General features: G+C 59.5%; 13 protein-coding genes and 2 tRNA genes. 5 read left to right on the top strand and 10 right to left on the bottom strand.

Going from position 1 to position 14,808, the window contains the following annotated elements:
• Position 1 precedes the first annotated feature (1 nt).
• A tRNA-Ile gene (locus QWU43_RS01350) sits at positions 2-75 on the bottom strand.
• Positions 76-261: 186 nt separating this feature from the next.
• Between QWU43_RS01350 and QWU43_RS01345 the strand changes: the two genes are divergently transcribed.
• Positions 262-337 (top strand) — tRNA-Asn (locus tag QWU43_RS01345).
• Between the two features lie 60 nt (positions 338-397).
• Here QWU43_RS01345 and QWU43_RS01340 read toward each other — a convergent pair.
• A complete protein-coding gene (locus tag QWU43_RS01340) occupies positions 398-1,393 on the bottom strand; it encodes an ornithine cyclodeaminase family protein (RefSeq protein WP_370916968.1) in 996 nt (331 codons plus the stop codon).
• 187 nt (positions 1,394-1,580) lie between these two features.
• On the opposite strand from QWU43_RS01340, the gene QWU43_RS01335 reads away from it, so the two are divergent.
• Positions 1,581-1,826 (top strand): hypothetical protein, encoded by a 246-nt coding sequence (locus tag QWU43_RS01335; RefSeq protein ID WP_370913744.1) that lies wholly within the window; start codon positions 1,581-1,583, stop codon positions 1,824-1,826.
• Positions 1,827-2,059: 233 nt separating this feature from the next.
• Here the strand turns inward: QWU43_RS01335 and dnaG are convergent, their stop codons facing one another.
• On the bottom strand, positions 2,060-3,967 hold the full coding sequence (gene dnaG, locus QWU43_RS01330; protein WP_370913743.1) for a DNA primase: 1,908 nt from the start codon (positions 3,965-3,967) through the stop codon (positions 2,060-2,062).
• 115 nt (positions 3,968-4,082) lie between these two features.
• On the opposite strand from dnaG, the gene QWU43_RS01325 reads away from it, so the two are divergent.
• Both QWU43_RS01325 and QWU43_RS01320 read left to right on the top strand, forming a co-directional pair.
• On the top strand, positions 4,083-4,574 hold the full coding sequence (locus QWU43_RS01325) for a ribonuclease domain-containing protein (protein ID WP_370916967.1): 492 nt from the start codon (positions 4,083-4,085) through the stop codon (positions 4,572-4,574).
• Positions 4,574-4,837, top strand: coding sequence for a hypothetical protein (locus QWU43_RS01320; RefSeq protein WP_370916966.1), 264 nt, complete (start codon positions 4,574-4,576; stop codon positions 4,835-4,837). The genes QWU43_RS01325 and QWU43_RS01320 overlap by 1 nt, the downstream gene beginning before the upstream one ends.
• A gap of 129 nt (positions 4,838-4,966) precedes the next feature.
• Here QWU43_RS01320 and QWU43_RS01315 read toward each other — a convergent pair whose 3' ends face one another.
• The 5 genes from QWU43_RS01315 to QWU43_RS01295 all read right to left on the bottom strand — a co-directional run bounded on the left by QWU43_RS01315 (position 4,967) and on the right by QWU43_RS01295 (position 11,623).
• The gene (locus QWU43_RS01315; protein WP_370916965.1) at positions 4,967-7,126 is read right to left on the bottom strand and encodes a collagen-binding domain-containing protein; all 2,160 of its coding nucleotides are present in this window, start codon (positions 7,124-7,126) and stop codon (positions 4,967-4,969) included.
• A 377-nt stretch (positions 7,127-7,503) separates the two neighbouring features.
• The gene (locus tag QWU43_RS01310; protein WP_370913740.1) at positions 7,504-7,863 is read right to left on the bottom strand and encodes an ArsR/SmtB family transcription factor; all 360 of its coding nucleotides are present in this window, start codon (positions 7,861-7,863) and stop codon (positions 7,504-7,506) included.
• Positions 7,864-7,869: 6 nt separating this feature from the next.
• Positions 7,870-9,129, bottom strand: coding sequence for an MFS transporter (locus QWU43_RS01305; protein WP_370916964.1), 1,260 nt, complete (start codon positions 9,127-9,129; stop codon positions 7,870-7,872).
• Positions 9,130-9,601: 472 nt separating this feature from the next.
• On the bottom strand, positions 9,602-10,897 hold the full coding sequence (locus QWU43_RS01300; RefSeq protein WP_370913738.1) for a deoxyguanosinetriphosphate triphosphohydrolase: 1,296 nt from the start codon (positions 10,895-10,897) through the stop codon (positions 9,602-9,604).
• A gap of 39 nt (positions 10,898-10,936) precedes the next feature.
• Entirely contained in the window at positions 10,937-11,623 is a 687-nt protein-coding gene (locus QWU43_RS01295; RefSeq protein ID WP_370916963.1) for a YdcF family protein, read from the bottom strand.
• 50 nt (positions 11,624-11,673) lie between these two features.
• On the opposite strand from QWU43_RS01295, the gene QWU43_RS01290 reads away from it, so the two are divergent.
• Positions 11,674-13,743 (top strand): TPM domain-containing protein, encoded by a 2,070-nt coding sequence (locus tag QWU43_RS01290; protein ID WP_370916962.1) that lies wholly within the window; start codon positions 11,674-11,676, stop codon positions 13,741-13,743.
• Between the two features lie 5 nt (positions 13,744-13,748).
• Here QWU43_RS01290 and QWU43_RS01285 read toward each other — a convergent pair whose 3' ends face one another.
• Both QWU43_RS01285 and QWU43_RS01280 read right to left on the bottom strand, forming a co-directional pair.
• The gene (locus tag QWU43_RS01285; RefSeq protein ID WP_370916961.1) at positions 13,749-14,228 is read right to left on the bottom strand and encodes a hypothetical protein; all 480 of its coding nucleotides are present in this window, start codon (positions 14,226-14,228) and stop codon (positions 13,749-13,751) included.
• 19 nt (positions 14,229-14,247) lie between these two features.
• On the bottom strand, positions 14,248-14,787 hold the full coding sequence (locus tag QWU43_RS01280) for a hypothetical protein (protein WP_370913734.1): 540 nt from the start codon (positions 14,785-14,787) through the stop codon (positions 14,248-14,250).
• Positions 14,788-14,808: the final 21 nt, after the last annotated feature.

The following is a 14,808-nucleotide window of genomic DNA, read 5'->3' as shown; positions in this document are numbered from 1 at the left end:
GTGGGGCCGCCGGGGCTCGAACCCGGGACCAGCGGATTATGAGTCCGCGGCTCTAACCGACTGAGCTACAGCCCCCGACCGCCGGTGAGAGAACGACGGTCGGGAGCCAGTATAGCCACGATACAACCTTCGGAGCACACCGGGATAATCACCCCTCGATCGACATCCCCCAAAAACCTCATTGGCCTGGCAATTTGCTATCACACACAGGCGTCGATATAGTTACTTCTCGTTGCCGGGTTACAAGCCGGGACACGATATTCCCCCATAGCTCAATTGGCAGAGCATTCGACTGTTAATCGAAGGGTTACTGGTTCGAGTCCAGTTGGGGGAGCCAAAGAAAGGGCCGAACGGTTTTTCCGTCCGGCCCTTTTACATATCAAGCAGGTTCTGCCGATCAGTTCCGGGCCCCAGTGTCCATCGTGTCTACCAGCGTCCGCATCAGCGCCCAATCCTGCACTGCGACCCCGACTGATTTGAATATCGATACCTGTTCCGGCTCATGTGCGACGTTTCCCTCAGTGAGCGCCGATCCGAGGGTGCGGAGTTCGCACCGGTCTAGTACCCCGGATTCCAGGGCTTCGATGACTTCTCCTGCTTCGGTGGTCACCGCCTGGATGTCGTCGACGAACAATGATGCCTGTGCGACATCATCTCCCGACATTTCCCGCATTTCTGGGCGGTAGGATCCGATGAGGTTGACGTGGGACCCGGGTTTCAGGTCGTCGAGGGAGAACAGCGGTGCCGTCGATGGGGTGGCACAACAAATGATGTCCGCCTCCGCGACCGCGTCCCTGGGGTCGGTGGTTGCCGTGAAGCGCACTCCGTGGAATTCCTTCTCGACCCGGTAGATGCATGCGAGGGCTGAATCACGTTTGAGTGATGTGACGGTGACTGAGGTGATGTCGCGGACGGCGAGTACAGCTCTGATCTGGTCGGGTGCCTGACCTCCCGCACCAATGACGGTGAGGTTCCGGGCCCCGGGAAAGGCCAGGAGGTCCGTGGCGACTCCACTGATAGCGCCCGTTCGCATGGCTGTGGCTTCTGCGGCGTCGACGCCGACGTGTCGTTCGGTGTGCCATTCTTCCCATGTGAGTGTTCCGGAGAGGGCGGGTCGACGTCCGGTGAAGTTCGCCGACAGGGATTTCACCGCGAGGGTTTCGCTACCGATGTGCCGGACCGGCATAACCAGGAATCTTCCATCACCCGGCGCGAGTCGCAGTGGGATTTCGAAGTCACCCTTGTGCAATCCAACCAGTGCATCACGCACTTCGGCGATGAGGGTGCGCATATCGACGGATGCGCGTAGTTGCTGGTTGTCGAACCAGGTGGTGTTAGGTGATTCCACGTTCTTCTCCTCGGAGGTCAGTGAATGTTCATATGTGCGGTGCACCGTCTCCGTGTCCTGGTTCCGGGCACGGAGACGGTGCAAGACTAACAACCTTCTCTTCCTGTCTTTCGGGTACCTGCGTGGGTCACCTAGCTCGCCGCTCCGCCAATTCGCCGCGCCTGGTTTGATCGCTTCGGTAGAGTGGGCAGAGAGTTGTCCTATGTTCTCTACCAAGGAGTATCCCTCACCCATGATCCAGTTCGTCGTTGGTGCGGCAGCAGGTTACGTCTTCGGGACGAAAGCCGGGCGAAAGCGTTACCACCAGATCAAGAAGGGGTACAGCCTGGCGGTCGAGTCCCCTATCGCTCGGGCTGCTGTGACCGCGACCAGGAAGGCCGTCGCCAACAAGCTTGATCCTGAGCCCCGTATGCGGGAGGTCAAGAATCTCAGAGGTGACAATCCGGATCAGACGGTTCTTGAACCTGACAGAGATTGACCGTTCTTCTTGAGCACCGCCGTCAGTATTTCCGTGAATCACCATGCCGTGTTGGTACTGGATCTTTTACGGTGTTTGTCGGCGGTCCGCAGCTTCATGCTCCAGCAGGATCCCGTCTCAAATCGACTGGTCCCGCCGGGTGTTCCGTTTTCTGCGGCCGAGACAACACCGAAATCAACCTCTGCGGATCAAACTGGACTCCCGAATCTCCGCAGGTGATGTGAGATGCGGGGTCATCCGGTCCTGAATGCCCGGTCGAGTAGTTCCCGACGCGCCTGCTCGAGTGCGACGAGATCGGCGAACATCGAATTGTAGGCGAGTTCGTCATCCGAGGGGCGCATCCGTTGTAGCTGTCCTTTGAGCTGCGCGATCTGGTTTCCCACACGAACCTCCTGCAGTCGGGAGAGCACGCTGTCAGTGTATTTCTCCAGTTCCTCCGAGTCACAGTGGATCGGTTCTACTGCAAGTCCGGAAACCAGTGATTGCCCGAGGAAGTCATCCATCTCGCCTGCGACCTTCGACAGCCAGTCGACACCGTCGTGGGCATTTCCGCATCCACCTGCGTCACCGATGGCACGACGGATGGCCTGATAAGTGGGATGTGTGAATGCATCGGCGGGTAATCCGTCGAAGTACCCGCCGGCATGCTCGGGATACTGCAGCGCTAGTTTGAGGCTCTCACGTTCCGGCCAGAGCCGGGGGGTACGCTGGTCAGGCATTTCCAGGGCGGATTTCGACGGCATATTGGCCGATGGTGTTTCTGCGTTGTCGAACCTTCGCGCACGCCGTGGCTCTTGTTTTCTCTTCGGACGCCGAGCCTCGGCCCGTACCTGGTCGAGGACTTCGGTGGGGTCCGCCCAACCGACCCAGCCTGCAAGTTGGCGGGCGTATTCGTTGCGCAGGGTCTCATCCCGAATTCCGGCGACCACTGGTACACCCCGACGTAGTGCTTGGAGGCGCCCGTCCGCTGAATCAAGGGGGTAGTCGGCGATCATGGTCCGCACGACAAACTCGAACATGGGTACTCGCCTCGCGACGAGATCCCGGACCGCGACATCGCCGCGCTCCAGACGGAGATCACACGGGTCCATGCCGTCGGGAGCCACCGAGACGTAGGACTGCCCGGTGAACTGCTGATCCCCTTCGAAAGCGCGCATCGCGGCCTTCTGGCCGGCCTCGTCTCCGTCGAAGGTGTAGATGAGCTCACCACGGAAGTAGTTGTCGTCGAGCATGAGACGGCGCAGTATCTGAAGGTGTTCTTCACCGAACGCAGTACCGCATGCCGCAACCGCTGTGGTGACTCCGGCCGCGTGCATTGCCATGACATCGGTGTACCCCTCAACGACAACAGCCTGGTGCCCGGAGGCGATGGCTTTCTTCGCGTGATCGAGCCCGAACAGCACCTTTGACTTGTGGTACAGAAGAGTGTCGGGGGTGTTCATATACTTGCCCATCTGATCATCATCGAAGAGCTTTCGCGCTCCGAAACCGATGACGTCGCCCGCGAGATTCCGGATGGGCCAGAGAAGACGCCGGTGGAAGCGGTCGATGGGACCACGTTTCCCCATGGTGGTGACACCGGCCGCGGTGAGTTCCTTGACATCGAAGCCTCTCCGGAGCAGATGCTTCGTCGTCGTGTCCCATCCGCCGGGCGCGTATCCACAGCCAAAGCTCCGGGCGTGTTCGGCGGAAAAACCTCGGTCAGTCAGGAACGCGCGGGCGGCGGCCGCCTCCGGCGTCTCCAATTGTTCTCGGTAGAAGGCGTGGGCGGCTTTGTTGACGGCGACGAGTCGTTGCCTGGTCCCCGGTTCTTCACGGCGCCCGGGGCCACCTCCCTCGTAATTGATGTGGTAGCCGATCTTCTCGGCGCAGATCTCCACGGCCTCCGGGAAGGGAATCTGTTCCATCTTCATCAGGAAGCTGAATACGTCCCCGCCCTCCCCCGTCGAGAAACAGTGAAAGTAGCCCCGGTTCGGGCGAACGTGGAAAGAGGGCGTCTTCTCGTCCTTGAAGGGGGAAAGGCCTTTCAATGAGTCACTGCCTGCGGGTTTGAGCTGGACGTACTCCCCGACGATCTCCTCGATCGGGGTACGCTCACGGATCGCCGCAATGTCACTCTCCGGAATACGTCCCTTTGCCATGCCCACCACTGTAGTGCCGGAGCCACGGGTGCGAAGACTGACCTCGCCTCCGACAGTGATTCGATGGCACCGCCCAGACCCACGGTCAGACCGGTGTCCGTGCAATCATGGGGGAATGAACAATCGCCGACTGCTGGGCACCATCGCCGGAGCCGCCCTTGTCCTCGGTGCAGCGTGGTTCGGTATCGATCTGGGCGGAGACTCCGCGCCTCAGTCCCGGCCGACGTATCCGACCACCAGCTCGTCGACGACACCTTCCTCACCCGCACAGGCGGGGACACGGTCTCCATCCGCGGCACTGAAACAGACCTGTCCCCTGGGCACTCTCCCCGACCAGGCTGAAATGGTAGTTTCCGACATCCTCGCGGGCGGCCCATTCAATTATCCGTCGCACGATGGAACACATTTCGGCAACTACGAGCAGCGGCTACCAAGGAAGAACACCAGCTACTACCGGGAGTACACGGTGGAGACCCCGGGTCTCGGGCACCGCGGTGAACGTCGCATCATCACAGGCGGTGGGACTGATCGCGACCCGGACGTCTGGTACTACACGGATGACCACTACGACAGTTTCTGTCTGATCCCGGATGCAGAGGAGAAGTGATGGAGCTGGAACCACGGACAGTTTCGCTTGACCGTGCGGCTGCCACCGACGAGTCCACCTGGTTTTCCGCCCTTTTCAGAGCCAGTGGAGCCGGGAACGGGACGCCTATCCCCCGGAACCTGGACTCCCTCGCTGATTTTCTCCGTGAACGCACGTATCTGAGAAAAGTCATCTGTCATGGTTTGGAGCACTGGCCTCGGGAGCGACGGATTGGATTGTGCACCGTTTTCCTGGATACCGGTGTCGATCTACAGATGAAGTGATCCCCACGGTGTGACGTACCACCATGGGGATCACTTCCTCATCATTCGGTGTGCCTATCGAATAGCTCCGAGGTCCATCGGAGCTATCCGATCATCTGACGCAGAGGTCAGTGCGCGACCCGACGTCGGTTACTGCCCTTTCCGCCGTTTCGACGCCAACAGTAGACCACCGAGAAGCATCGCCACAACAGCGATGAATACGATCCAAACGACGTCAGCACCTGTCGCAGCAAGTACCGCGTTCCGCGGAGCCGTCGTCGTAGTCGGCTGGTTTTCCGCCGGGAGAACGGCTGTTGTCGTCGGTGCTGCTGCCGGTGCTGCTGCCGGCGCTGCTGCTGGTACCGCAGGCGCTACGAACGAGGATGCTGCTGGTACAGCCAGAGACGCGAACAGTGCGATCGTCGCCACAACCGCAGGCAATATACTGTTGGACGGTCCCACCGAGGAAGAAGGATCCTCCTCTTCCGGAGGCGTGGGCTCCTCTTCCGGAGGCGTGGGCTCCTCTTCCGGAGGCGTGGGCTCCTCTTCCGGAGGCGTGGGCTCCTCTTCCGGAGGCGTGGGCTCCTCTTCCGGAGGCGTGGGCTCCTCTTCCGGAGGCGTGGGGCCCGGCGTGACAGCGGTGTACTCGTTGACGAAATGCGCGGTGGGAAGAGCCGTGGCAACAGTCACGGTCTGAGCATCAGGTTCTTTCAGCGCATAACCGGTGACCTGCGCATCTGTTGCGTCCTCCGAGATGACGCACGCTGTTCCGATTGGCGCGTCCGAGACAACGTCCACCTTTTCACCGTTGGCTGTGACGCGAACGTCTCCCGAGGTTTTCTTTGGGTCATTGCAGGAGTATCTGAATGTGAATTCGCGATCCGGCTGTGCCGGGGAAATCCCCTGCATCGTCTTCGTGATGCTGAATCCGGCGACGGGTTTCGTGTACTTGTTCGTGACCCGGACGTTCGACGTGGAATCTGCCGCGATACTCACCGGGTTACCGGTGTAGGTCGTTTCAACGTGGTAACCGTCACGGTCCGCTGAGGATTCCTCCTCGCTGATCGTGCACCGGGTTCCTTCCGGCAGGTCGGGCCCGCTCACCGGAGTAGCGTCACCGGGCACCTCAAGCACTCCCGAGGTGGTGCTGGCGTCATCACACGTGTAGGTGATCCGGAATTTCTCATCTAATGATGGTGTGTAGTCACCACTGACGTTCTTCACCACCGAGAAGGATCCGGTACGAGGGGTGGCTCCGCAAGGCACCTTCACCTTGCTGGTGAACGGGAAGAAGTGTTGTTCACTTCCGCCCAGGGTTCCTCCCTTTATGACCAGGGTTCCCTGAATGTTGGCACTGTTCTTCTGCAGATCCGCCAGTGGTGCGAGGATCGATCCATCAATGGAGTCACCGTTCTGGTAAATCTGTGTGACATTAGGCATGTTCCACAGGATCGCCTTCGGATCACGGCCACCCGCCATGTTCATCCTGAAGGTGACCGGTTCATCGCCGACAACGTTGACGATGAGGGTCGAGCCAGAGTTGACGTTGGGGGACTTGCCCTGGAATTTCAGCTCGGTGAGTTTACTGATCTCCTCGGGGGTCACCGACCAGATGTTTGTTTCTCCGGGCTTCAGATCGATACTGACTTTCGTACCCTCCCAGACCACCTTCGGTTCAACGGCGGCCCCTTCATCGGCTGCGGCTGCAATCTGAGCGCTAATTTTTTGGGCCTTCTCCTGGGATCCGAAGATTTTCTCGAAGGCTCCAGGCTCATGGACCGTGTCGTTGTATTTATTATTCAGTGCAACCCTGGGTCGACTGTCACGGGTTCTTCCTTCGGCAACGACGAATTTCATTACATCTCCGCTGCCACCTGCCCGAGTAAACTCGACTCCCTCACGATCTTCCAGTATCAGATCTCCGTGCAAGATCTTGAACTCGCCGGATGTCGGAGCACCAAGGTTCAACTTTCCAGCGACCAGACCAATTGCCTGATCATATCCCTCCACCCTGGCGATGTCCTTGGAGTGCAGAACAACATTGGTCTCACGGAAACTGAGGGTCCCGCCAACCCCCATCGAACCGTCACTCTCAGCATTCGCCGTGAGGTCCTCGAACGCGACGACGTTCCAGGGACGATAGTCTTCCATCGGGTCAATCTCACAGGTTGCCGTACTCGCTCCATCCGCACCGTTGGCTACTGAGGGAACAACACACGTCACCATTCCCAGCATCAGAGCAGAGCTCACGGCGGTCATCCGCTTCAGAGCACCCTGCAGTCGGCGACTGTGCACCGAGTTCTTGATCATGGCCATTCTTTTCCCATCAGACTAGTCGGACACATGTGATCTGTCTTCCGTGCATGCACTTATGGACACTGTCACCCACCCTCGCTCAACCGAATTTCTCCGGAATCAATTTGATAGAACTATAGGGATTGATCATTTCAAAATTGATACGGAAACAATCCGAACCAATTTTAGTACTACCAAATTTGAGCGCCAGGACGCACAGCACGCTCACTTTATAGCCGACTTTTGAAGGAACTCATAACCGACAGAAGGCGCCAATAAATAAATGCCCAAAACTACCCGCTACCGATTACCTGGATACACATTTTCCTTACGGTAAAGAAAAATAAATACACCTCAATGGCCTGTACTAGAAAAATACCCCCGGGGGGAACCTAGCTGTGTCGAGGTTCCCCGCTCAACACATGATCCGCATGATTGACAGCTTCGGAAATGAGCCGAACCAGGTGCCCATCATCCATACGGTAGATAACACGGCGGCCATCCTTACGGGTCTGTACCAGTTTTCCGGCTCTCAGCTTGGCGAGATGCTGCGACACGACCGTTCTCGACGCTCCCGTAACCGCAACAAGATCGGTGACCGAGTATTCGGCACCACGCAGTAGCACAAGGATGTGGAGACGGGTCGGCTCAGCAAGAAGCTTCATCGTCGCAGCTCCGGTATCGAGCAACTCATCCGTTATCGACGGATCATGGTTCAGAGATGCGGGGGGATCCTGATGCTGGGTATCCATGCCTTCTCACGCTACTGCGGTCGTCCTCCGGATTGCTGACCAACCCGCAACCCCTCCCAGAACGGTCAAGACAAGGAGGGCTCCGGACGCCACGGTCAATCCGAACCTGACCCCTATGAAACCTGCCACGGGATAGGTAACCAGGTAACAGGCGTGCGACAGGGAGAACTGGGCTGCAAAAATACACGTATATGCATCAGGCTCGACATTCCTGCGCAGAACCCTGGACATCGGGGTCTGCAACGCTGACGTAGCGGAGCCCAAGACAAACCACAACACGATAAGTAAAGCCCAGAGCCCATATCCGTCGTAATGGGCACCTCTCCACAGAATCGCCATCACTCCTACAAGAGCCCCCACTCCTGCGCCTGCTCCACACACCATCACCCGAACATCACCGACAGCCGAGAGCATCCTGGGCAGGACAAGCGCCGTCATCAGGGATCCCGCCCCAAACGCCCCCAGGGTTATAGCGAGGGCCGTGTCGCTTCTCCCCATCTCCCCACGAACGATGACAACCGTGTTGATCATCACCATGGCCATCGGTGCCGCGACCGCAAGATTGAACCACAACACCCCACGCAGTTCCGGCAGGGAAACCATGAGGCCAACACCACGGAACATCCGGGCGAAAAATCCCCCCTCAGCAGACTCCGACAACTGGGGTCGTACGGGGAGCTTCGTCCCGATAACCATCAACGCCGAGACAAAGAAACCCATCGCCGTTCCGATGAACAGATTGTGGTAGCTCATCACTATGAGCAGAAGAGCTGCGACAGCGGGGCTGGTGATCTGTTCCACGTCATAGGCCATCCTGGAAAGTGACAGCGCATTGGTGTAGTCGTCCTCATCAGGAAGAACCTGGGGGATGACGGACTGGAACGTTGGAGTGAAGGTGGCCGAAGCCGCCTGCAGAAGGAATATCGCGACGTAGAGCTGCCATTCAGAATGAATGAAGGGCAAGCAGAGAGCTATCGCAACGCGGATGATGTCCGCGGTGATGAGAACCGGCTTATCCGGCAGCTTCGCAGCCATCGCAGTAATGGTCGGTGCACCGATCACGTAGACGAGAATTTTTATAGTCAGCGCTGTCCCGAGAACAAGCCCGGCATCCCCTCCCGCAATGTCGAAGGCGAGCAATCCCAGGGCGACCGTAAGCAAGCCGGTGCCCACGAGCGCAACGATCTGCGCTGTAAAAAGCCTCCTGTACGTTCGATGACGGAGAACACTCAGCAGCGGTGAAACCCTGGCCCTTACGGTTGTCATACCGCCCCCGTTTCCTCGTTATGGCAAAGTCTCCGGCCACTGGACCGAAACCCTGCGTGAAGCACGGTCTAATGTGCATTAGTGCGCACACTTAAAAACATTAGACCGTTCCACACCTCTACACAACGTCCGCATCATCAACAGATCGATGGCTCCGGCGGCATGAGTACGGCAGACCCCGGAGTCGGGGCCACGTCGAGACGGTGTGACACCCCCAGCCTCCGCTGCCACCGCCCCACCACGCAGCCAGAAAAAGGAAACTCACCAACCCCATTAGGACACTTCAATCCCCCGAATCATTTTCTTCCTGATCTGATTCGAGACGAGTGGAGTACGCGACTTCTCCACCAGATGAGACATCACGGCCTCATCGACAAACACGTGACGATAGTGCCGGAATGTTGCGTTCCCTTGTCTTGTTTATCTTGGGGACGGTCGACTCTCCTCCCTCCCCTACGCCTCTGATGCATGACTAAATGTAGTACCCGGCGATTCCGGTGGCCTGCTTTGCCGTCCGCTCCAGGCGAGATTCAGTCATCGAGGCGATCTGGTCGATGATCACCCGGGACCGTGCCGCGTCGCTGTCAGCTTCTGTCCACCAGGCGGCAAATATCGGGTCGAGGGTACCTGGTGCTCCGAAGGTCAGATAATCGTGCACCCTGGCGATCCTCTCCCGTTGACGGTCCTGACGTTGTCGGTGCCGACTTTCCTCCATCACGTAGAGCACCGCAATCGTCTTCAGCATCTGCACTTCCGATGCTGCAGCCGGAGGAACCACGAGTCGACCATGCATTCTTCCGAGCGGTTGACCGTCAGCTTCAGCGAGCGTCGCGGTGACGGTGGCTCCCACGTACCGCCCCACAAGCTCACTCGTCAGCGCCTTGAGTGCAACGAGAGATGAGAGCGAACCGTCGTAGTCCGCTGCTGCCGCAACGACTGGGAGCTGACGCAGGGAATCCGCTGCGGAGATCATTTCCTCCGGATCTCCGCCGAACGCCTCGGCCCCCTTCTCCGCGAGTTCCGCGAGTTCAAAGAGGTCCCATAGAACCTTCAGACTGATTCGGCCGGAGCAGATTCCATCCTCGACGTCGTGTACGGAGTAGGCGACATCATCGGACCAATCCATGACCTGACCTTCGATGGACGGTCGGAAGTCTTCCGTCCGGTGCCCCTCACGGATCCAGGCGAGCAACTCTGCTTCTTCTTCGTATGCACCGTATTTCCGGCGCACCGTCCCGTCGGGTGATACCCGTGTCCACGGATATTTGCAGGCGGCATCGAGGGAGGCTCTGGTCAGGTTGAGGCCGTGCGGGGTGCCGTCGGTCGCGAGGATTTTCGGTTCCAGGCGTGAAATGATCCGCAGCGTCTGGGCGTTTCCCTCGAATCCACCACATCCGGCAGCGAGTTCATCGAGGGCAACCTCTCCGTTGTGTCCGTAGGGAGGATGCCCGATGTCATGGCAGAGCCCGGCCAGATCAGCAAGGTCAGGATTCACCCCGATACCGGAGGCGATTCCACGGGCTATCTGGGCTACTTCAAGGGAATGGGTGAGCCTCGTCCTGGGGGTGTCTCCGTCCCGTGGGCCGACAACCTGTGTTTTGTCAGCGAGCCTCCGCAGTGCGGCGGAATGAAGCACCCTGTCCCGGTCACGTGCGAAGGCACTGCGACTGTCCACTGTTGTAGCGATCATCTGGCTACCTTTGGGCTTCTCATCACAGAAGCGCGCGGAATCTTCGGTGGTGTAGTGATATCGGGCGAAACTGTCCACGGCTTTTCGACGTCTCCTCCGGGATCGAGGTGTTCTGGGTCAGGTCCTGTCGCGGTCGAGGTGTCGATAGCGGGTGTTTCTCGACGGTCGCAGACGCCCCGCTGCAGCACGTAACGCATGTTCCAGCTTATCGGCTGCCGGCGCAGAAAACGGTAGCCGACGTAGATCGGCTACCGCGAGCCCGGCGGATTCGTGGAGTAGTGTCCACGCCCAGGGTGCCCCAGGGAACCGTGTCGGCGTTCCAGGGGCCGGGGCCGTCGAAACCCGCCCGAATCCGACCTCCCTGGCTATCATCCTCGCCCGCAGACAGTGGTTCGGATCAGTGACGATGATGACCTCGCCGCGTCCTCCTTTTTCCTTGACTACCGCCGAGAGTGAACCCCGGGTGTCATTCCCCACCGGCACGGCCTCGATGGAATCCGGGGTGACGCCTGCCGCCTGAACGTAAGCAGCCCCCACGTCGGCTTCCGTGTACCGATCTCCCGGAAGACAGGAACCGACGGTGATGATGTGGAGAGCGGGGTTCCGTCTCCACAGAGTGATCGCGTGATCGAGGCGGGCTGCGAACTGCGCGCTAGGCCGACCGTCGTACTGTGCTGTCCCCGGGATGATGAGCGCATCAGCCCGCCGAGGATCAGGGGGCCGACGGTGCGGCTCCAGCAGTATCCGCAGAGGCCAGAGAATCAGCACGACCGCCATCGGTAATACTGGGGCAAGACGGTTCATGGGTCCCAGTGTGCCACTCATCATGAAACTGATCGCGGTACCCTTGGGCCATGAATTCTGCAACACGGTTCCTTCGAGCCTGCAACACTGACCGATCGGTATCTTCGCCGCTGATGCGCCGGAGGTTCCCCGCACGGCTCGCCGGGATGACAGCAGTGTGCCTGATGGCGCTGCTCGGTGCAGGCGCGCCAGTTGCATGGGCCGTACAGGACATCTCCGTCGTCGCACAGCAGCCCGGTGCTCTCACCTCCACGGTCACGGATCATGCTGGAGTTCTGAATCCCAGCCAGGTGGCGGAACTAGAGTCGAAGATCAAGGAATACCAGAAAACCTCGTCGCGCAAGATCTATGTCGTGTTCGAGCGTGATTTCGGCGGCATCGAGGGTTCGACGTGGGCAGAACGGGAGTTCCGCGCCAATGACGGTGCGAATGTCCTGATTTTCGCTGTGGCGGTCGAGTCCCGGGATTTCGGTCTGAGTTACGGAAAGGAATTCTCCCCGTCCGAGGCAGAACGTCTACGGTCCACTGCCTATGAGCACCTGGTGGAAGATGATTTCCCGGGGGCTGCCTTTGCTCTTGTCGATGCTGCTTCAGGTTCCGGTGGGGGTGGCGGCATGTCGGGCACGGGTTGGTTGTTCCTGCTCGGTGGTGGCGGTGCGATAGCGGCGGCATTCCTCGGAATCAGGCATTCCGCAAAGAAAAACACCCGGGAGAAACGGAACACCCTGCTCGCTGATGCCCAGCGACTGGCCCCGGAACAGTCTGATCGATTGGAGGATCTGCCACTCGATGTCCTGGAGCATCTGGCGCAGGATGAACTGGTGAGTACGGATGAGTCGATTCGCGGGGCCCGCGAGGAGCTGGATCTCGCTGTCGCTGAATTTGGCGCGGAACGTACGAGGCCGTTCACCCGTGCCATGAACGATTCGACGGGAACACTGCAACGTGCGTTCTCGATCCGTCGACAACTCGATGATTCGATACCGGAGGATGCCGTTACCCGGAGGAGCCTGCTGATCGAGATCATCACGAGTTGCAAAAAGGCCGATCAGGCGCTGGAGGCACGGGCCGAGGAGTTCCACTCAATGCGGGATCTTCTCATCAACGCTGACAGCCGACTCGATGAACTCACCCGTCGAACCATCACGCTGCGAACTCGGCTACCACAGGTACGTGATTCCCTCACCCAGATGCATGCTCGCCTCGATCCGCAGTGGATCTCCCCGCTTGAGGACAATCCGGATCTCGCCGAGGCACATGTGACCGAGGCGGAATCCACGATGGAACATGCACGCTCTCTCATCGTGAAACCCGCTGGCCAGCAGGGTGGTTTGGTGGATGATATCCGGCACATCGAGTCTGCGCTGCAGCAGGCTGAAATGCTGATTGATGGCGTGGAACACGGGGAATCGAACATTCGTGCCGCACAGAGCAATCTCGGCCCCCTCGCGGATGAGATCAGGACCGAGATCTCCGAGTCACGTCAGATCATCGCGGACGCCGGACGCGACGGGCTCGATGTCGACCACACCGTTCTCACTGAGGTGACGAACCGAGCGGAACGTGAAAGCGCAGAAGCATTGAGCCGCGCCGATTCAGATCCGTTGGGGGCCTGGGAAACGTTACTCGCGTTGGATGCGGAGCTTGATGATCATCTGGCGACGTTCCGTTCGGAGGCCGCCGACGCCGGCCGTCGACAAGCCATGTTCAACAGGGCACTCAGCACTGCAGCCGCTACTCTGCAGGCAGCGGAGGATCTCATCTCCACCCGCGGCAGGGTAATCGGGGGCACCGCACGGACACATCTCGCCGCAGCGAAGCGCCTCCACGCCACAGCCCTGCAGCAACGCAACACTGATCTGCGTTCCGCGACTCGAGCAGCAGGGCAGTGTGTGTCCGCATCGAACGCCGCACTCGCCTGCGCCCAGAAAGACATCCGTGATTACGAGCGCCGGATGAACCGCCGTAACGGCAGCGGCAACGGTGCATTTCTCGCTGGTATGGTGCTCAATTCCATTCTCAGCAACGGAGGCCGGGGTGGCGGCTTCGGTGGAGGCAGCGGCTTCGGGGGAAGCAGCGGAGGGGGCAATCTCGGCGGCTCCTTCGGCGGGAAGTTCTGAGCTGATCAGACCTTCACGTTGTGTTCGACCGCATCCACAAGGACACACGCCCAGGACAGTACAATGCCTGGAAACATGGGCAGGTCCGTGTGCCTGGGGCCGTCGAAAACCGACAGGGATCCCCGGTGGTCGGGGTGAGTCCGGGCCACCACCCCGTATGGCCCGATGATGTCCCGGTCGGTACCGAAGAATGATCTTCTCCGCAAGGTGTACCTGGTCCCCGAGCAATAGGCAGCCAGGCGGCGAACGGTGAATCCCGTTTGCACGACGGTGTAGACCTCCCCTCCGGAAAGGGTTGCCCGGCAGCGGAACCGCAGTCCGGGGGCCGATCTCTCGATCAAAATCCGCTCCCCGGATGTGTGGATCACTCCCGCTGACATCATGGCGATGATGTTGCCGTGCCCGTCACGGAGGTAGCCATCCGCCCAAACCCAGTGGTTCGGGGATTCCTCAGCAAATAGGCCGGCCCTGTCCTCATCATCCATCAATATCGGATCCCGGCGATCAGTTGAGGAAGAACCAGATGATCAGTGGAGTGAGGATGAGCAGACTCACCGTGAGCACGAGAGTGGAGCTGATCATCTTCGCTTCGAGGGCCTTCCGGGACACCCATGCGGTGAACACGGCTCGGTCGAGCGGCAGCTCCGCGTCCGCTTCCATTTCGACGATGACGCGACGTACCCCGTGATTCGCACCGGAGAACTGCCCTAGTTTCTTCCCGTCGGACGCCTCGATGACCCAGTCGGACCGGGATTCGTTGACCAGTACAGCTTCAGCGTCACCTGCAAAGTCCACGGTGATGGTCTTGGCACGGGCGAGCCTGGACTTGTCCGGGGTCGCGGTGAATACCCTCCCGTCGGCGAGAGTCGCACGGAGTGGACCTGATTTCGAGGCGGACAACCGCCACTCTTCGCCTTCAACTGTGGCGGAGTGGTTGTCTGCGGGCTCGGTCCCGAAGACGGCGACGTCTCTGTCCCCCAGTGCGAGAGACAGTTTCGTGTTTCCGTCAGTCGTTTGCCGTGGACCCCAGGTCAGATTCTCCATGGCGGTGTGTCAGCCTTTCTT

It is taken from the genome of Corynebacterium sp. CCM 9204, assembly GCF_041357695.1.
GTDB lineage: Bacteria > Actinomycetota > Actinomycetes > Mycobacteriales > Mycobacteriaceae > Corynebacterium.
This window is presented reverse-complemented; position numbering and strand designations above follow the sequence as displayed.